This window comes from Hydrophilobacter chitinilyticus, from assembly GCF_049860745.1.
Classification (GTDB): domain Bacteria; phylum Pseudomonadota; class Gammaproteobacteria; order Burkholderiales; family Burkholderiaceae_C; genus Rhodoferax_B.
In genome coordinates this window covers 3,493,055-3,511,608 of record NZ_CP187561.1, presented here as the reverse complement: position 1 = coordinate 3,511,608, position 18,554 = coordinate 3,493,055, and the positions used below count along the sequence as shown (strand labels likewise).

15 protein-coding genes are annotated in these 18,554 nt (G+C 62.1%); 3 read left to right on the top strand and 12 right to left on the bottom strand.

What is annotated here, in order from left to right; translation table 11 throughout:
- Position 1: 1 nt before the first annotated feature.
- On the bottom strand, positions 2-1,672 hold the full coding sequence (locus ACPWMG_RS15585) for a methyl-accepting chemotaxis protein (protein WP_483300391.1): 1,671 nt from the start codon (positions 1,670-1,672) through the stop codon (positions 2-4).
- Between the two features lie 224 nt (positions 1,673-1,896).
- Here ACPWMG_RS15585 and ACPWMG_RS15580 point away from each other — a divergent pair, with 224 nt between their 5' ends.
- Positions 1,897-2,565, top strand: a complete 669-nt coding sequence (locus ACPWMG_RS15580; protein ID WP_483300390.1) for a Crp/Fnr family transcriptional regulator — start codon at positions 1,897-1,899, stop codon at positions 2,563-2,565.
- Here the strand turns inward: ACPWMG_RS15580 and ACPWMG_RS15575 are convergent.
- From ACPWMG_RS15575 to ACPWMG_RS15560, 4 genes are all read right to left on the bottom strand, one after another.
- Positions 2,548-4,902, bottom strand: a complete 2,355-nt coding sequence (locus ACPWMG_RS15575; protein ID WP_483300389.1) for an ATP-dependent DNA helicase — start codon at positions 4,900-4,902, stop codon at positions 2,548-2,550. The two genes, ACPWMG_RS15580 and ACPWMG_RS15575, sit on opposite strands and share 18 nt — an antisense overlap.
- 11 nt (positions 4,903-4,913) lie before the next feature.
- Entirely contained in the window at positions 4,914-6,065 is a 1,152-nt protein-coding gene (locus ACPWMG_RS15570) for a BamA/TamA family outer membrane protein (protein WP_483300388.1), read from the bottom strand.
- Between the two features lie 42 nt (positions 6,066-6,107).
- Complete coding sequence (locus ACPWMG_RS15565; RefSeq protein ID WP_483300387.1) at positions 6,108-6,797, bottom strand: substrate-binding domain-containing protein; 690 nt, start codon at positions 6,795-6,797, stop codon at positions 6,108-6,110.
- Between the two features lie 194 nt (positions 6,798-6,991).
- Positions 6,992-7,564: a DedA family protein gene (locus ACPWMG_RS15560; RefSeq protein WP_483300386.1), complete on the bottom strand. Its 573-nt coding sequence runs from the start codon at positions 7,562-7,564 to the stop codon at positions 6,992-6,994.
- 88 nt (positions 7,565-7,652) lie between these two features.
- On the opposite strand from ACPWMG_RS15560, the gene ACPWMG_RS15555 reads away from it, so the two are divergent.
- The gene (locus ACPWMG_RS15555; RefSeq protein WP_483300385.1) at positions 7,653-10,235 is read left to right on the top strand and encodes a DUF3772 domain-containing protein; all 2,583 of its coding nucleotides are present in this window, start codon (positions 7,653-7,655) and stop codon (positions 10,233-10,235) included.
- Between the two features lie 129 nt (positions 10,236-10,364).
- On the opposite strand, the gene ACPWMG_RS15550 is transcribed toward ACPWMG_RS15555, so the two are convergent.
- From ACPWMG_RS15550 to ACPWMG_RS15520, 7 genes are all read right to left on the bottom strand, one after another.
- The gene (locus ACPWMG_RS15550) at positions 10,365-11,333 is read right to left on the bottom strand and encodes a Bug family tripartite tricarboxylate transporter substrate binding protein (protein WP_483300384.1); all 969 of its coding nucleotides are present in this window, start codon (positions 11,331-11,333) and stop codon (positions 10,365-10,367) included.
- A gap of 55 nt (positions 11,334-11,388) precedes the next feature.
- Positions 11,389-12,432: a Gfo/Idh/MocA family protein gene (locus tag ACPWMG_RS15545; protein ID WP_483300383.1), complete on the bottom strand. Its 1,044-nt coding sequence runs from the start codon at positions 12,430-12,432 to the stop codon at positions 11,389-11,391.
- Positions 12,432-13,448: a Gfo/Idh/MocA family protein gene (locus ACPWMG_RS15540; protein ID WP_483300382.1), complete on the bottom strand. Its 1,017-nt coding sequence runs from the start codon at positions 13,446-13,448 to the stop codon at positions 12,432-12,434. The genes ACPWMG_RS15545 and ACPWMG_RS15540 overlap by 1 nt, the downstream gene beginning before the upstream one ends.
- A gap of 269 nt (positions 13,449-13,717) precedes the next feature.
- Positions 13,718-14,182, bottom strand: coding sequence for a DUF2214 domain-containing protein (locus tag ACPWMG_RS15535; protein ID WP_483300381.1), 465 nt, complete (start codon positions 14,180-14,182; stop codon positions 13,718-13,720).
- A gap of 6 nt (positions 14,183-14,188) precedes the next feature.
- Positions 14,189-14,587, bottom strand: coding sequence for a DUF6152 family protein (locus ACPWMG_RS15530; protein WP_483300380.1), 399 nt, complete (start codon positions 14,585-14,587; stop codon positions 14,189-14,191).
- 83 nt (positions 14,588-14,670) lie between these two features.
- Entirely contained in the window at positions 14,671-15,426 is a 756-nt protein-coding gene (locus ACPWMG_RS15525) for a PEP-CTERM/exosortase system-associated acyltransferase (RefSeq protein WP_483300379.1), read from the bottom strand.
- Between the two features lie 197 nt (positions 15,427-15,623).
- A complete protein-coding gene (locus ACPWMG_RS15520) occupies positions 15,624-17,138 on the bottom strand; it encodes a Ppx/GppA phosphatase family protein (RefSeq protein WP_483300378.1) in 1,515 nt (504 codons plus the stop codon).
- Between the two features lie 355 nt (positions 17,139-17,493).
- On the opposite strand from ACPWMG_RS15520, the gene pstS reads away from it, so the two are divergent.
- Positions 17,494-18,537, top strand: a complete 1,044-nt coding sequence (gene pstS / locus ACPWMG_RS15515) for a phosphate ABC transporter substrate-binding protein PstS (protein ID WP_483300377.1) — start codon at positions 17,494-17,496, stop codon at positions 18,535-18,537.
- Positions 18,538-18,554: the final 17 nt, after the last annotated feature.

Sequence of the window (18,554 nt, the reverse complement as noted above, 5' to 3'; positions counted from 1 at the left end):
TTCAGGTTCCTACGGCCGTGACCAGGCGTCGACGCGCAGGGACACCCACAGCGGTGGTCACTGTGGGGGGCGCTTTGGCTGCGGCTTGCGAAAGGGAAGACATGGCTTCGGCGATGGCGCCAGGTTGGTTGCGAAAGACATTCACGGCCTCGACCAAGCCGTGCGCGCGATGCGCCAGTTCATCGGCGGCGGCCGATCCCTGTTCGACCAGCAGGGCGTTTTGTTGTGTCATGGTGTCAAGTTGGCGAACGGCGGTGTTGATCTCGGTCAACACACCTGCTTGGCCGGCGTTGGCGGTGCTCGATCGTTCCATCAACGCCGCCAACTGATGTACCTGCTCGACGATGGCGCTCATGGTGGTGCTGGCGGCGTTGACCAGGCGTTCACCGGCCTGCACACGTGCTTCACTTTGCGCCACCAGGGTTTTGATTTCCTTGGCGGCCGCCGTGCTGCGCTGGGCCAGCGCCCGCACTTCGCCCGCCACGACGGCGAAGCCGCGCCCTTGTGCCCCGGCGCGCGCCGCTTCTACTGCCGCATTCAGGGCCAGCAGATTGGTTTGGAACGCAATGCCTTCAACGGTGCCGATGATGTCGCCGATGTGGCCGCTGGCCTGCGCAATCTGCGCCATGGTGCCGGCCACCTGGCCCACTACCTGGCCGCCTTCGTGGGCGGCTTGCGCGGCGGTGTTGGCGAGTGTGGCGGCGGCTTGCACGGTGGCGGCGTTGTCGTGGATGGTGCCGGTGATCTCGGCCAAAGCGGCAGCCGTTTGCTCCAGGCTGGCGGCGGCTTCTTCGGTGCGGCCGCTCAAGGCATGGTTGCCCTCGGCAATGGCTTTGCAGGCATGTTGCACGCCGCTGGCTTGCAGGCTCACGTCGTCGACCAGCGAGCGCAGGTTCAGGCCAGATTGGTTCACCGCGCGCAGCAGCATGCCAATGGCGTCGATGCGCTGCAGTTGCAGCGGCTCGGTGGCTTGCCCTGCGGCCACCCGCCGCGCCTGGCCCAAAACCATTTGCAAGGGCCGCGTGATTTGCCGCTCCAGCCACAGCCCGTAGGCCAGCAAAGCCAAGCCGGTGCCGCCCGCGAAGAGTGGCCATGCGGCCTCTGTCAAGCCAGCCGCAGGTGCGGCCCACGAGGCCCCGGCCCACAGCGCCAGAAGTGGCAGATTCAGGCGCCAGCGCAACGACAAGGTCTGCAGCATTGAGCCCACCGCCAGCAGGCCAGTGCGCACCACCAAGCCTTGACGGAACACGTAGCGCTTGGCGCGGCCTTCGCGAAAGCGCTGGTACAGCGACTCGGCCGCCGCCACCTCTTCGGCGTGGGGCCGTGTGCGCACCGACATATAGCCCACCACCTGTTCGCCGCGTACCACCGGTGTGGCGTTGGCGCGCACCCAATAGTGGTCGCCATTGCGACGCCGGTTTTTCACCAGCGCCGTCCATGATTGGCCTGACTTGAGCGTGGCCCACATGTCGGCAAAGGCCTGCGATGGCATGTCGGGGTGGCGCACCAGGTTGTGCGGCTCGCCCATCAGCTCGGCGCGGTCGAAGCCGCTGGCCTCTACAAAGGCCGCGTTGGCATAACACACGCGGCTTTGCAGATCGGTTGTGGACAACAGGGTGGCGCTGGCGTCGATCAAGTGTTCGCGCTGGGTTACGGGCAAATTGGTTCTCATCGGCGCACAGTCACTACGAATGGATGAAGCTGCGGATGATGCGCAACAATTTAGTTCTAAATGAACGTCAATTCGCAGCGAATGTGACGGATCAGCCAGTTTGCGCAATGGGAACGGCGATGGGGCCGGTTACGCTGAAAATTTAGGAGACGTTTGTGAAGCAGGAGGGGCTGACAAGTTTGAGCGGCACGGGTGCACGTGTGCGGCCGCCGCAGAAGCGTTGCATGGACTGTGCTTGCCGGGAGCTGTGCCCGGTGGGCAAGTCGCCCCTTCCTGAACGTGAGGGTTTTGCGCCACTGATGCGCGAGTTTTCTTTCCGCAAGGGCCAGGTGCTGGCGGAGCAAGGCGAGCTTTCCATCAGCCTGCGCATCGTCAAGACCGGCACGCTGCTGGTGCAACGGCGCAGCCGTGAAGGGCGGCAACGCGTGATCGCATTGGCCGGCCGTGGCCAAACCCTGGGCACGTTTGCACTGCTGGCGCAACCCAATCTGTTGACCTGTGTGAGCGCCACCGCAGGCCGCTGGTGTGAACTGGACTTTGCCACCGCGCGCGGGCAGGGGGTGCTGAGCAGCCGCTTCATGTCGGGCCTGGCGTTGGCGCATATGCACGAGTTTGGCAAGCTCACCGATTGGGCCCACGTCATGCGCATGGGCGGTGCGCGCGACCAACTCTGGGCGGCGCTGCAATTGCTGTCGATTGAACAAGGCAGCCGTTGTGTGCGGTTACCCAGCCAAACCGTTCTGGCCGAGCTGCTGGGCACCACGCGTGAAACCGTGGCGCGCAGCCTGCGGGCGCTCGAAGCCAATCAACAACTGGTGCGCCGCGACCGCTGGCATTGCGAGCTGCGCCTCGATGTGTCCGATGAAGACAAGCCGCTACAACTGATGCAATGACCACCACGCGGGCAGCAACCGCCGCACTTCGGCGCGTGCAAAGCGCTGGTCCATCAGCAGGAGCGTGCCTTGGTCTTCGGGGGTGCGGATCACGCGGCCGGCGGCCTGCACCACTTTTTGCAGCCCGGGGTAGAGGTAGGCGTAGTCGTAGCCACTGCCAAAGAGGGCTTGCAGCCGCTGGCGGAACTGCTCGTTCACCGGGTTGACCTGGGGCAGGCCCAAGGTGGCGATGAAGGCGCCAATGAGGCGGTCGCCCGGTAGGTCAATACCCTCGGAGAATGCGCCGCCCAACACTGCAAAACCAATGCCCTGGCCGCCCGGCACAAAGCGCGCGAGAAACAGCGCTTGCTCGGCCTCGGCCATGCGGCGCGATTGGCGCCATACGGGTACTTCAGGTGCGTGGCGCTCAAACGCATCCGCCACTTGCTGCAGGTAGTCGTAGCTGCTGAAGAAGGCCAGGTAATGGCCCGGTGCACGCTGGTATTGCGCGGCCATGTGTTCGGCCAGCGGTTGCAACGAGGCGGTGCGGTCGGTGTAGCGCGTGGAGATGTGGTGCGCCACCTGCACCGACAACTGTGTGGCCTTGAATGGCGCGGCCACGTCGATCCAGGCGGTGTTCGTGGGCAGGCCCAGCATGTCTTGGTAGAAGTGGCGTGGGCTCAGCGTGGCCGAGAACAACACGGCCGCGTGGGCGCTGGCCAGGCGCGGCGCGAGGTGCGGAGCGGGCACCACGCAGCGCACACACAGGCGCGAGGCGGCAGCGTCTTCTTCTGGGCGTTGAATGTCGAATAACGAATGGTTTTGGTGGATGGCGGGCGGTGCTGTTTCTGCATCTGCCTGTACTGCAGCATCGGCTGCATCGCTTGTGGGGGCTTCCATCAAACCTTCTGCCAGCCGCACAAACTGCGCCGCGTCGAACTGAAAACGCTGCAGCGCGGGCTCCACATCGGTGGGGTGTTCGGCAAAGTGCTCCCCGATGGCGTTGCTGGCGTTTTGCAGGGCGTTGAGAAACCTCGGCGGCACGGCGTCGAACGCGGTGTAGGCCGTGGTCAGCGGCTTCAGCAGTGCCAGCCACTGGCGGTGCAGGCGGTCCAGCGTTTTCTGCAAGGCGGCGGGAGCGGTGCGGCGCAGCAGGCGCAGGCTGATGTGGTCGAGCGTGCAGGTGTACATCTGGCGTGCGCGCTCCAGCAGGTTGTGCGCCTCGTCGATCAGCAGCGTCACGCGCCAATTGTTTTGCTGGGCCAGGCTGTAGAGCAGGGCGCTGGTGTCGAAGTAGTAGTTCACATCGCCCACCACCACGTCGCTCCAGCGCACCATTTCCTGGCCCAGGTAGTAGGGACAGACCTGGTGCTGCAAGGCTGTTTCGCGCAGGGTGGCGCGTTCCAGCAGCGGAGTGGCGACGGCGCTTTGGCGGGCTGCAGGCAGGCGGTCGTAAAAGCCGCGCGCCAGTGGGCACGAATCGCCGTGGCAGGCTTTGTCGGGGTGTTCGCAGGCCTTGTCGCGCGCCACCAGTTCGAGCACACGAATGGCGGGCTTGTCACCCTCGGGATGGATTAGCCGCGCCGCATCCAGCGCGAGTTGGCGGCCCGAGCTTTTGGCGGTAAGGAAGTAAAGCTTGTCCACCGCTTGGCCCGGCATGGCCTTGAGCGCGGGGAACAGTGTGCCCACGGTTTTGCCAATGCCCGTGGGGGCTTGGGCCAGCAGGCTGCGGCCAGCACGTTGCACCTGGTACACGGCCTTGGCCAGTTCGCGTTGGCCGGTGCGAAAGCTGGGATGCGGAAAGGCCAGCGCGGTCAACGCCTGGTCGCGCTGCAGGCGGTGCTGGTGTTCTTGCTGTGCCCAATCGAGATAACGCGCGCATTGCAGGTTGAAATGGGCTTGCAACGTGGCGGCGCTGGCGGTCTCGGTGATCAGTGTTTCTTGCTGGCTGGCAATGTCGAAGTACACCAGCGCCAGTTGCAGTTGATTCAGGCTGCGTTGCTGGCACAGCAGCCAGCCGTACACACGCACCTGCGCCCAATGCAGCGCGCGGTGGTTGGCCGGCTGGGCCAACAGGTCGCCCCGGTAGGTTTTGATTTCTTCGAGCTGCTGCAGGGCCGGGTCAAACCCATCGGCCCGGCCGCGCACCTGCAGCGTGCCACCATCAGGTGTGGCGTAGTCGCCCTGCAAAGTGACCTCGGCTTCGTAGCCGGGCGCGCGGCGGCGGCGCACGGTGGCGTGGCCGAGCATGCCCTCCAGCGCGCTGGGGCTGGGGGTGAAGCGCAGGTCCAGGTCGCCCGCCTTGGCGGTGAACTCGCACAGGGCGCGCACGCTGACGGTGATGCGCGGATCACCCATGGAGCAGTCTCTTAAAACGGATGGCCAAAGCGCAGATAGAACCCTTGGTTGTTGCCATTGCCCTTGGCAAATTCGGCGCTGACCAGCATGTTTTCTTTGGGCTTCAAAATGTAGAACACGCCCAGGCCGGCCATGGGATAGAGGTTGTCGCCGCTGCAGGACAGGCCGCCACCATACAGGCAACTCAACCCGGCGTAGGCCTTGGCACCCCATTGGGGATGGAACATGTAGCGGTCTTCGGCCTCAAGCGTGAACACGTTTTTGCCCAGGTACTGCCCGCGCGTGTAGCCGCGCATGGAGATGGCGCTTTGATTGGCTGCCGGGGCGTCCTGTGTCCAACCTGCCTGGCTGTGCACGGCCACCACATTGTTGGTGTGTGTACGCTGGTACCAACGCAGGTCGGCAGAGTAGGTGTCGTAGCTGTTGTTGCCACCCATGATCTTGCGGTAGGCCAGGTTGTGCAGGTTGCCCAGCAGCCCGGAGGTCGGGTTGTTGACGTTGTCGCGGCTGTCGTACAGCAGGGTCAGGCCGACTCCGGCGGACACCGAGCCGGTGACGTTGGCCCAGTCCAGCACCTCGATGGATTCGGGGTCCTCGCCTTCCATGTTCAGATTGCTCTTGATGGCTTGGGCACCGATGAACCACTTGGGCGCAAAGCTGTGCAGGTAACGGGCCAGGTAGCCTTGAATGTTTTCCTGGCTGCGCACTTCGATGCCGGTATTCAGGTAGTCAACGTAGTCGTTGTGGACTTCGCCATTGAAGGCAGCCACGACCACGCGGTCGCGGTCACTGTTGAAATACAAGCGGCCAAACAAAGCCAGCACCTGGGAATGGGTGTCGGACCGCTTGGCTTGCCCGCCGATCATCGAGGGGGACGAGCCTTCGTCAAAACGTGTCACGTAGGCCGCCATCAAGCCGAGGGACGACCCCAGCTTGGGGCTGCTGCTGACCAGTGGCACCAGCAGCCAGGGCGAGCGTTCCTGTTGTGTTGGCGGGCTGGGCTCAGCGCTGGCGGCGGTGGATGTTGGCGTAGCGGTGCTAGACCCGGCCGCCGTTGCGTCTTGCGCATGAGCCACCTGCATGCTCAAAGCCAGAAACAGTACGCTCAGACCTGCCCAGCCAGCCACACGGCGGGCTGCTGGTGTTGGGTGCAGTTTTAACATGATGCGGGCCGGGGAGTTGGTCCTGCATCATAGTGCTCTGGCTCAGGCCGGCTCCATGCCCTGCGCCACCTTGGCCGCTGCGGCCGCCGGTGCGCCCATGAAGGCGATCAAGGCCTTGGCGACTTCAGGCTGCGCCGAACTTGTGGCCACACCGGCCGAGAAGGTGGTCGTGATCTGGATGGCCGGGGGCAGGGGGCCCAGCACGTCGATGCCGGTCAAATGGATGAGTTCGCTGAGCTGCTGAAAGCCCAGTTCAACCTCGCCCTTGGCGACCAGTGAACCCACCGGCACGCCAGGGGGCGCCTGCACGATGCGGCTTTTGATCTCTTCGGCAATGCCCCAGCGCTCGAACAGCTTGGCCAGTTGCACGCCGCTCGGGCCGGTGGAGTAGCTCAGGTTTTTGGCGGCCAGTACAGCGGCCTTCACCGATGCTTCGGAGCTGATGTCGATCTTCGGCGCACCCTGGCGCACGGCAATGGCCACGCCCGAGTGGGCCAGGTCGACACGGCTGCCCGGCAGCACTTTGCCGGCTGTGATGAGTTGGTCGATGGCGTTGGAGGCCAGTGCCACTACGTCGAAGGCTTCATCGGCCTGCACGCGTTTGGCGGCGTCCACACCGCCCACCGACTCCAGTTGCACCGTGTGTGGCGCCTGGGCTTGGTACTGGGCAATGAGTTCGGCCAGCACTTGTTTGGTGGCCATGGAAGAAATCAGACGGATGGACGATGCCATGGGGCAGGCTCCTTTGAAATGCGAGGACTAGCAGGTTGTCAGGCCGTCAAAAGACGTGCGTGGCATTGGCATAAATTACAACATGGCCGGCGTGGAATCGACGGCGGGAGCCAGCGCAAATCGCTATAACTGTTATGGCGAATGTGGCAGGTGGAAAAGCTTTAAGGCGACGCTGGGACTTGTTCAGCGTAGCCTTAAATCTTGGTTCTGAACCACCGGCGATGGCGCCAGGCGATCAGCACCAGGCCGCCCACCACCAGCACCGCCACCACCTGCAGAAAACGGTGTTCGTACTGCCGCAAGTTGCCCAGCCACTGGTGCGCCCACTGCACCAGCAGCGTGCCGAACAGGCCCACCACCCAGGCCCACACCACCGCACCGATCAGGCTTAGAGGAGCAAATACGCTAAAGCGCATGCGGCTCAGACCCAAAGCCAGCGGCAGCCAGGCACGCAAGCCCCAGGCGTAACGGATGGCAAAGATGGCCAGCAGCGGGTGGCGCTCGGCAATGCCCAGGGGTTTGGCCAGCTTCTGCTGTGCGGTAGGGAAACGCTGCAACACGCTTTGGCCGTGTTTGCGCCCGAGGTAAAAGTACATGAGGTCGCTGGCGAATGCCGCGCCCGCTGCACAGGCAATCACCAAGGGAAGTTTCAGGTACCCCTGATGTGCGGCGTAAGCACCCAACAACAACATCGTGTCGTTTTCAAAGATACCAATGGTGGCGATGGCCCAATAGCCATATTGCTGGAGGAGTTCATGCAGGTGCATGCAGCCATTGTGCCGATAAAAGCGTGGAACCATGTGTCGGGAAAATGGCTGACATCACGCCAGAACCAGCATGCCAGAATGTGCGCACATGAACCCACACCCGATGTTCCATTCCCCCTCTTTGCGTCGCTGCCTGGCGGCTTGGCTGTTTGACTTTGGCCGTGGCGTACGCGCGGCTTGCCTGCTGGCGCTGGTTGGCGCGCTGTTGTGTTTGTTGGCGGGGGCGCCTTTGGCGCATGCTGCACCCGCCGCGGTGTCGGCTGCGGCTGCCGAGGAAGCGGTCGATTTGCAGACCCTGCGTACCCAGCTCGACAAAGCGCAGGCAGCCTTGGCGAACCCGCAGACCGACGAGCAAATGGATGCGCTGCGCGACGTGGCCCAGCGCAGCGTGGTCAACGGCCAGGCCGCCGCTGCGGAGATGACGCCCAAGCTGGCCGAAGCGAAAGCGCGCCTGACCGAGTTGGGCGCACCGCCCACCACGGGCAAGGAAGCGCCGGAGATCGCGCGCCTGCGCAAGGAAGCGCAGGACGACGTCACCAGCCTGGATGCCAAGGTCAAGCTGGCGAATTTGCTGGCAGTGGAAGGGCAGCAAACCCTGGACCAGATTCGCGCAGCGCGCCGCTCCACGTTCCAGACCGAGCTGGGCAGCCGTACCGCCTCCATCCTGTCCGACCGTTTTTGGCGCGACTTGAGCGCCGGTGCGCAAGACGATGCGCGCCGCACCGAACATCTGTTTGAAAACGCCTGGGGCGTGACCCGTGCCATTCCCACCTGGGCCTTGGTGGGCGCGTTGTTGCTGGCGGCCTTGGTCATGGTGTTGCGCGTGTGGATCGGCAAGCTGCTGACAAAGTTGTTGAGCACCCGGGTGCCATCGGGACGGCTGCGCCGCTCGTTGTACGCGCTGCTGCACGTGGTGCTGGCTACGCTCACGCCGTTGATCTTTATCGAGGTGGTCGCTTTGGGCTTGAGTTGGATGGCGCCCGAAGAACACCCGCAGGATTTGCTGCGCGCCTTGTCTGGACCGCTGTGCTTTGGCGGTTTTGTGGCGGGCCTGGGCAACGCGCTGTTGTCGGCCGGGCGTCCGAGTTGGCGTTTGTTGCCCTTGCCCGACAACGTGGCCAACGGCCTGCGTTACTTTCCGCTGGTGATGGCCGTGGTGATGGTGATCGGCTGGATTGCCGATCAGTTCTACGGTTTGCTCGACACCAGCTTGGCTACAACCGTGGCTGTGCACTGCATTTTGGCGCTGAGTATGGGCGTGGTGCTGGTGCTGGCGGTGATGCGCGGCCGCCGCCTGCAAGCGGCGAATCTGGCGAATGCCGCGACAGAGGCCGACACACGCCAAGCCCCGCGCTGGCTGCAACTGGTGGCAGTAGGAGCCTGGCTGGTGTTGCTGGGGTGTATTGCCAGCTTGCTGCTGGGCTACGTGGCGTTTGGTTCGTACATGCTGCGCCAGATCATCTGGAGCACATTGGTGTTGGCCACCGCCTACTTGCTGATGGTGGTGGTAGTGGACGTGTGCGAAACCTGGCAAGGCCAGCCTCCTGCGCCAGAGGGCTCGCCGCCCGACGTCACCCCGCAAAACGCGACGCGCCTGCGCCAGCAGGTGGCGGTGTGGATTTCCGGCCTGTTGCGTCTGGCCCTGTTGGCGGTGGCGGTGTTGTTGATCGTGGCGCCGGTGGGCGAGGGCCCCATGGAATTGTTCGAGCGCAGCAACATGCTGGGCCAGGGCTTGAAGATCGGCCAGGTCAACCTGCGCCCCGCACTGATTGTGCAGGCCGTGATCGTGTTGCTGGCCAGTCTGGGGCTGCTGCGTCTGCTGCGTCGTTGGCTGCACGACAGCCTGTTGCCCACCACGCAAATGGACAACGGCATGCGCACCTCGGTGCTCACGCTGGTGAACTACGTGGGGATGGTGCTGGCGGTGGCGATGACGCTGTCCGCCGTGGGCATCAGCCTGGAAGGCATTGCCTGGGTGGCCAGTGCCTTGTCGGTGGGCATTGGCTTTGGCCTGCAAGCCGTGGTGCAAAACTTCGTCTCTGGCCTGATCTTGCTGGCGGAGCGGCCGGTGAAGGTGGGCGACTGGGTCACGCTTGATACTGTGGAGGGCGATATTCGCCGCATCAACGTGCGCGCCACCGAAATCCAGTTGGGCGACCGCTCCACCGTGATCGTGCCAAACTCAGAGCTCATCACCAAGATCGTGCGCAACGTCACCATGGCCAACCCGCTAGGCCGGGTGCAGGTGTTGCTGCCCATGCCGCTCGATACCGACGCCGCACAGGTGAGCCGCTTGTTGATGGAGGCCATGGTGGCGCACCCCGCCGTTTTGCAAACCCCTGCACCCACGGTGGCGCTGGAAGGGCTGGATGTGCAGGGTCGGTTGAAGTTCACCGCCACGTGTTACGTGAGTTCGCCGCGCGTGACCTACAACACCCGCAGCGAGTTGTGGTTCACCGTGCTGGAGTCCCTACGTGTGGCGCGCTTGCCGCTGCATGCCACGCAGCGCATGCAGTTCAGCGCCATACCCGGGGAAGGGGGCGTGCCCTCGTTGTTGGCGCAGGCGTCGAGTGGCGAGGATGGTGCAGATGGCCCGGATGCAGGGTCGGTACATTCTGCCCAGCCACAGCCCGAAGTGAAAGAGCGCACACAAGATATTCAAAAGCAATAGCCGCTTGCGCTGGCTTTCGTCTTTGGCGAATGGTGGTGGTCACGCGCCTGCAATGGAAGCCGTTGCACGGCAGGTAGAACTGCCGCGCATGTGGCAAACACCGACAGAAGGCGCGAGGAAGTTAGCCCCTCACTCGGCGCGAATGTTCGCGTCTTCGATGACCTTTTTCCATTTTGCGGCTTCCTTGGCGGCAAAGCTCATGGCTTCTTCAGGTGTACCGCCTGCGGGCTTGATGCTGAGCTCGGCCAGTTTGTCTTTGGTGACTTTCTCGTTCAGCACGAAATTGAGGGACTTGTTCAATTTGGCGACCACGTCTGGCGGCGTACCGACGGGCGCCAACAGCGTGTACCAGACCACCATCTCAAAATCCTTCAGGCCCGATTCGCTCACAGTCGGCAGGTCTGGGAGCATCGGCGAGCGCTGCAGCGAGGTCACGGCAAGCCCGCGTATCTTGCCCGAGGCCATGAGCGGCATGGCTTCTGGTGCAAGGATCAGCATGAAGTCGACGTGACCGGCCATCAGGTCTTGCACGGCAGGTGCGCCGCCTTTGTAGGGGATGTGCACGGCCTGCACACCCGCCGCTTTCAGGAACAATTCGGTCGCCAGGTGGTTGGGTGTGCCGGCGCCGGGCGACGCATAGTTGCGGCCTGGGTTGGCTTTCAGGTAGCCGAGGAACTCCGCCATGTTCTTTGCGGGCACGTTGGGATTCACGGCGATCATGCCGGGCACATCGGCCACGCGGCCGATGGCGGTCAATTCTTTGGTGGCATCAAATGGCAGTTTGGGAAACAGCGTCGGGTTGATCGACTGGGTGGTGAGCGTGACCAGCAGCAGTGTGTAGCCGTCGGCTGGAGACTTGGCCACAGCACCGGCACCTACCGCTTCAGCGGCGCCGGGGCGGTTGTCTACCACCACCGGTTGGCCCAGGTTTTCCGACAGGCGCAATCCGACAAACCGTGCCAGCACATCGGTGGTGCCGCCGGGCGCATAGGGCACCACAATCTTCACCGGTTTGGTGGGGAAATCGGCGGCAGCCGCCAGCGTGGCCCAGGCTGAGAACGCCACCAATGCAACCATTCTGCGTGTCAGTTTTTTCATGTCTCTTCCTCGTTATAGGTCTATGCGCTATTCGCCGTGTACGTAGTACCTGCGGCTAAACGGATGCGGCGTCCAGCCGCGGCGGGTCTTCTGCTCCAGTGGAGAGAATTTCTTCAATCAGGCGATGGGTGAGCAGCGCTTCGCGTCCGCTGACGCTGGGCGCGCGGCGATGCACGATGGCGTCCAGGAAGTCGCGGTACAGCGCGGTGTGGGCAGCGGGAGAAAAATCCATGATGGCGTCGCCGCTGCCGGTTTTGGCTTCACCTTCCACAAGCTCGGTTCGCCCATCGTGGTACTGCACCTGCAAACGCTCCCCAACCAGTGAGACGCTGGCCTGGCTGAACACCAACTCAATTGATTCAGTTCGGCCGGGATACATTGCCGTGGTGGCCATCAGGTTGCCCGGCGCGCCGTTGCCGAGGGTCAGCAATGCGGAGACAAAATCCTCAGTCTGCATTTGATGGATTTGCGTCGTCATGACTTGCGCCGCCACCACCTTGCGTACACCCACCAGGCTGCGAAACAAATCCAGCGAATGGATCGCCTGCGTCAGCAACACACCGCCGCCATCACGCTCCAGCGTGCCGCGCCCGGGCTGGTCGTAGTAGCCGGCCTGTGAGCGCCACCATGGCACCTGCAGAATGCCAGCCTGCAGCGTGCCGAGTGTGCCGGAGTCGAGCAACTCGCGCAGGCGAACGGCACCCGCCCGAAAGCGATGCTGCAAGACCACGCCGAAGCACAGCTTGCTGGCGTCTGCCATTTGCACCAGTTCTTCTGCGCGCTGTAGTGAGACATCCAATGGCTTTTCAACCAACGTGTGTTTGCCTGCGGCGAGCGTTTGTTTTGCAAGAGCCAGATGGGTGTTGGCCGGTGTTGCAAGGACCACTGCATCGACAGCGGCATCGGCCAGCACTTCGCTCAAGTTGCTGGTGAACCGTGCGCTCTCTGGCACCAGCCTTTGGCGTACTGGAGGCACATTGGATGTGCCTCTGGTCACGCACCAGCGCAGGTCGACGCGGTCTTTTAACGCGGCAAAGCTGGCCAGGTGCGGCTCTGCTCCGGGGCCCAGGCCCACCAGGGCGATGCTGATTTTTTTCATCAGGTGTTGTCTTTCAATGCCAGTGCGTCGGCCTCAAGTGCCAGTCGGCATACCGTGAAGGCGTGGTCGTGCGAAATAGCGGTTTCGGTGCGATGTTGAATGTCGTGGATCAGTTTCTTGAAGAAGGTGATGGGCTCGTCCTTGCAGTCGATGTAGCGCGTGCCGTGTCGGTCGCAAAGGAAAAGGTGGTCAGTGCCACTGCGCCCCTCAATATCCACGTACTTGCGCAGTTCGATGGAGCCTTCGGTCCCGGTGATGAACAAGCGGCCATCACCCCAGGTGGGCAGACCGTCGGCGGTGAACCAGTCCACCCGCACGTAGCCGCGTGAGAGGTTGGTCTTCGATTTCAAAGCCACCTCGCCGAAGTCTTGAAAGTCGGGTTTGGTGGCCTTGCCGAAATGCCCCACCGACGCGAGTGTGATCTCCGCATCGGTAGAGCGCGTGAGCGTGAGGAACTGGTCAATTTGATGCGACGCAATGTCCACCAGAATCCCGCCGTAGGTGGACTTGTCGAAAAACCAATCCGGCCGAATCGCGGCATTCAAGCGGTGCGGGCCCAAGCCTATGGTTTGCACCACGTCGCCAATCGCGCCGTCGGCGATGAGCCGTTGGGCTGCGCCTACCGAGGGCACAATCATGCGCTCCGAAAAACAGATCGCAAAGCGGCGTCCGGTTTCCTTCACAGCGGCTTGCACCTGCTGCAACTGCAGGCGGTCGGTGATGCCGGGTTTGTCCGCCAGCACATCCTTGCCGTGCCGCATGGCTTCGATCGCGATGCCTGCGCGATGCGACGGCACGGCGGCCGTCACAATCAGGTCGATGGCCGGGTTCTCATACAGTTGCGCCGCAGAGTCGACGCCGCGCAACTGCGGAAAGCGGCTTTGAAGGCCCTCCAGCACTTTTGCATCGGTCGAGCTGGCCAGGTAGCCGGCGCAACTGGCGCCTTCACGCAGCAGCCCTTCGATGAGGTGGTAGATGTGTCGGTGGTCGGCACCAACAACGCCGAAAGTGATCATCCGTTCAATTCCTGGGGTGGGTAAGCCAGGCATGCAGGTCACACCTGAGCGAAGCCGTCGAATCTACGAAGCTGGCCATACGTAAACTGTTAACGTTAATGGATGACTTCTGGAGCTTGGTTGAGCGTCAACTGAATTTTCTAATTTGCTCACCCATGAATCGTAAGCATGCAATCGATAGTGATCGATAACAATTGACCGGTCAAGAAGACAGTCCTAGAGCTTTCCCTAGGCGTGCGTGGTTCAGGCCCGGTGAACGGGTGGCGTCGTCACAGAAAACCTATCCAACGACCTGCGAGCAAGGCGGATAGCCAAAGAACGATGGACGCGATTGCGCGCAGTCGGACTGCGCGGGTGGTGCCATGTCCTTGCATGACTTGCGCCCAATCCACGCTGACGTGTTGCCAAACGATGTTGGCCATGGCCAAAGCAAGCATGGCCAGCTTGAACAGAAACGCCGGGTTTCCCACGTAATCCGATGGGCGGACGGAGAAAAGCCATAGCCCGGTCAGCACCGCCAAGGCCAAGCCGCAGCGGGCAAACCGGGGCAGGATGCGCGCTAGAAGTTTTAGCTCACCACCGGCGACATTTCTTGCGAGCAGCACGTCCAGCGGAATGATGCTGCCCACCAAAAGCGCGATGCCCACAATGTGGACCGCGTTGACCAACATGTAAGCCGTGCCCGAGCTTTGCAGCCAGAGCGCACCCGGCCAAGCAGCGATCAGGTCAAGCACGAAACATCAATCCTTGATGCGCTCCGGGTACATGTCGTAGTTTTTGCCATCCAGGGTGATGCGTACAGCCTTCATGTGCAGCGCATTTTTTTCGGTGGAGCGGTTGCCGCGAACGGTGATGGCGTCTCCTGGCTTGGCCGTGCCGCCCTTGAATCCAGAGCGCTCGGTCTGCGATGGGTTTCCCAAGTCAACTTGCCAAGTGCCGCCCTCTGGCGATTTCACTTTCAAGGTGGGGTGCGGCGGCGCCATCGAAATCGACTCGATGGTGCCTTGCAGCGTCATTTGATCACCCTCAGCCCATGACCAGCCGTGATGGGCGAAAGCCTCCACCGAGGCGAGCGTCAGCAGGGTCGCGGTCAATGCTTGTGCCCTGCGACCCCAACTGGAAGTGCAAACAGCTTTCATATCCACTCCTGTCGTCTAAGAAAACAGTGTGTTTCACTGGCGAGGAGGAAGTTCCCTCGCCAGCAATGCCGCAGAGGGCGTGCTTAGTGCTGCTGCGGGCTGGCGTAGGCTGAGTCGATCTGCTCGTGGATGGTGTTCCACAGTGGCTTGATCAGCAGGCGCAAATCGTCGTACATACCTTGCACACGCATGACCGATGGAATGCGCTGCCCACGGTGCTCCACCGGGCCGCCAATGGGTTTGATGTGCACCCCCAGCTTGCCAAAGTGCTCGGCCAGACGTGGCTCGGTCAAGGTGAATAAGTACTCGATGCCATGGCGCTGGGCCAGCAGCACGGCGCCCATGTACAGGCTGACGGGGATGAACGGAAAGCGCGGTTGTTTGTCGTCGCCGAAATCGCCTTCAGAGATGACGGCCGCGCTGCCTTGCTCGCCTTTGCGCCGACGAAACTCGGCCAGCACCGCCAGGCGCGAGACTTCGGCAATGCGCTCTCGTGGCAGTTTGGCGGGGTCGATGATGCTGCGGTCCAGCGTGTTGCGGCAGGTCAGCTCGAAGGGCAGGGGAGAGTCGGGTTGGTTGGGGTCGGTGAACACCACGCGGGCGCAACCCACGGGGCGCAGCGGTTCGCGCGAGGTGCGCAGCAGGCAGTGCTTAGAGCGCTGGTCGTATTGGTCGGTTTCGCGTTGGTCGGCGCGTACCGGCTCAAAGCCGAGTTCGCGGGCATAGACGTCGTGGCGGATGAAAAACACTTCGTCCACACTCGTCTCGTCGAGTGCGGGCGCAATCGAAAAATAGCTCTTGTAGCCGTCGCTTAAATTGGCTCTTCTGCTCTCGGACATGAAACCCTCTGTGTGGCGTGTACGCGCCACGTATTTTCTTGTTTGTGTTTCTGGGTGCTGAATTTCTTACCGCAGCCCATCCCTCTCACTTTGCACCATTTCCAACCGTTGTACTCAGCACAACCTCGGTTTTCAATGGGGCAGCCCCCTAGTTTTTGCACCTTGGCGACAGTTGTAGCTGCCGCCCCGAGCCTACATCAAACCCCGGTCACAGATAGCGTCCAGGGTGTTTTTTGCCAGGCTGCCACTTCCTCTCGCAAAAGATGGGCCGATTGCGGATATGCCTCTGCCCAGCCTTCGGGGCAGGCCAGCGTGAATTTCTGTTTGGCGTTTGATGGCGCCGCCAACTGCAGGCCCGCGACTTCGGGGTCGCGCCGCGCGTGGCACAAGATCACCGACAAACGCAGGGCCAGCAACTGGTGGATGAAGCCAGCGTCCAGAAGGTCGATGTCGAGCTTACGCAATTTGCCGCGATGGCCCAGCACCAGTTGGCTCAGGCGGTGCAGCTCGGGCAGCGAAAAGCCGGGCGCATGGGCATTGGCCAGAATGTAGGCGCCATGGCGGTGGTAGTCGCTGTGCGAAATGTGGCTGCCGATCTCGTGCAGTTGCGCGGCCCAGGCGAGTTTGCGTTGGGCGCGTTCAAACTCCACATCGCCATCGACTGGCACCCCAGAAGGATGCTCCAGTTGGCTGTAGAGCAGGGTGGCGGTGCTTGTGACACGCGCCATCTGTTCGCGGTCGGCATCAAACTTTTCGGCCAGACGCTCTACGGTGGCGGCACGCAGATCGGTGTGCACCTGTTCGCGTTGCACCAGGTCGTACAGCACGCCATGGCGTAGGGCACCATCTGCGGCTTGCATGTGGTCTATGCCCAGCAGGTCAAACAGCGCACACAAGATGCTGATGCCGCCGCCAATCACCAGGCGGCGGTCGTCCTTGATGCCTTCCAGGCGCAGCTTGTCGACGTGGCCGGCCTTGAGGAGCTGCTCCATGATCCAGTTCAGCCCGCGCCGGTCGATGGTGTCTTTGGGCCAACCTGCGGCGGTCAACACATCGGCCACGGCGCCAACGGTGCCCGAAGCGCCATAGGCCATGTCCCATTGGCTGGGGCGGTAGATGCTGATGGCCTCATCAAGCACTGCTTTGGCAGCGATTTCGGCGGCGCGAAAGGCGGCTGGAGTGAGTTGGCCGTCGGCAAAATAATGCATCGACCAAGACACACTGCCCACGCGGTACGACTCGGTGGTGCTGGCCTCGTAGCCTTGGCCCAGGATGAGTTCGGTGGAGCGCCCGCCAATGTCGATCACCAGGCGGCGTTCATCAGACTGCGGCAGCAATTGCGCCACACCTTGGTAGATCAGCCGGGCTTCTTCGCGGCCCGGAATCACGTCGATGTGAAAGCCCAGGATTTCCGCCGCGCGGTCTAGAAACTCCTGGCGGTTACGTGCTTCGCGCAGGGTTTGGGTGGCCACGGCGCGCACCTGATGGCGCTCAAAACCAGCCAGCCGTTCGGCAAAACGCGCCAGACAGTCCCAGCCGCGCTGCATGGCGTCGAGCGAAAGCATGCGGTCGGCGTCGAGGCCGTTGCCTTGGCGAACGGTCTCTTTGAGGTATTCGGTGCGGTGGATTTGCCCGTTGTCGAGGCGGCCGATTTCCAGCCGGAAGCTATTGGAACCAAGGTCCAGTGCTGCAAGAAGAGTTCCGTTTTTCATGAAATGAGGCAGATTTTGTGCGCAGCATAGCACCGGGAGACAGAAGCGATGCGGGTTTTCGAGCATCGAGATGCTATCTATTGCGTAGCTGTCTGCGTATGAATGGCGCGCGTTGTAGCGTACTTTTTCATTTAATGACGCATGTTTACAACAACTTGGCGTGGGTAAGGCCTGCAGGGAGCATGCAAGGCGTGCCCCAAATCTGGGCGAAGCACCAGCGCAGGAGTGAATTTGTCACATGCTTGTCATACAAGCGTCTTAAATTCACCCCATCGCAGTAAATGCTGCGTGGAGAGTGAGCTGAGCGCTCTCGCCGTTTTGACCCCTTTGCCTAACTTACCTAAAAGGTACTGAGATGAAATCTTCCTTCCAAATCGCCCTGACCAGCCTGGCTGGTGCCGCTGTGTTGTCGTTCACTGGCCTGGCCAGCGCGCAGGACGTGACGGGCGCCGGCGCCAGCTTCCCGGCGCCGCTGTATTCGAAGTGGGCCGCTGATTACAACAAGGCCACCGGCCACAAGATCAACTACCAATCCGTGGGTTCTGGCGCTGGCGTGAAGCAAATCGAAGCCAAGACCGTGGATTTCGGCGCTTCTGACGCTCCCCTGACCGACGACGAATTGAAGGCCAAGGGCCTGATCCAGTTCCCTACTGTGATCGGTGGCGTGGTGCCAGTCGTGAACATCACCGGCATCAAGCCCGGCGAACTGAAGCTCAATGGCCAAGTGCTGGGCGACATCTACCTGGGCAAGATCACCAAGTGGAACGACGCTGCCGTCAAGGCACTGAACCCCAACCTGGCTTTGCCTGATGCCGCCATCGCCCCTGTGCGCCGCGCTGACGGTTCGGGCACCAGCTTTGCCTTCACCAACTACCTGAGCCAAGTGAATCCCGAGTGGAAGAGCAAGGTCGGCGAAGGTACGGCAGTGAACTGGCCTACCGGCGCGGGTGGCAAGGGTAACGAAGGCGTGGCCGCATTTGTGGGCCGCCTGCCAAACTCCATCGGCTACGTGGAATACGCCTACGTCAAGCAAAACAAGATGACCTATGCCCTGATGCAAAACGCCAGCGGCAACTTCGTGTCGCCTGACGATAGCGCTTTCAAGGCCGCTGCTGCTGGTGCTGACTGGGCCAAGAGCTTCTACCAAATCCTGAACAACAAGCCTGGCAAGGACGCTTGGCCTATCACCACGGCTACCTTCATCTTGATGCACAAGGTGCAAGACAAGCCTGCCCAAGCGACCGCTTCGCTGAAGTTCTTCGACTGGGCTTACAAGCAAGGCGACAAGACGGCTGACGATCTGGACTACGTGCCAATGCCTGACAGCGTGAAGGAAATCATCGCCAAAGCCTGGGGTGAGATCAAGGACGGCTCCGGCAAACCAGTGGCTTTCAAGTAATTTCAATTGAAAACAAC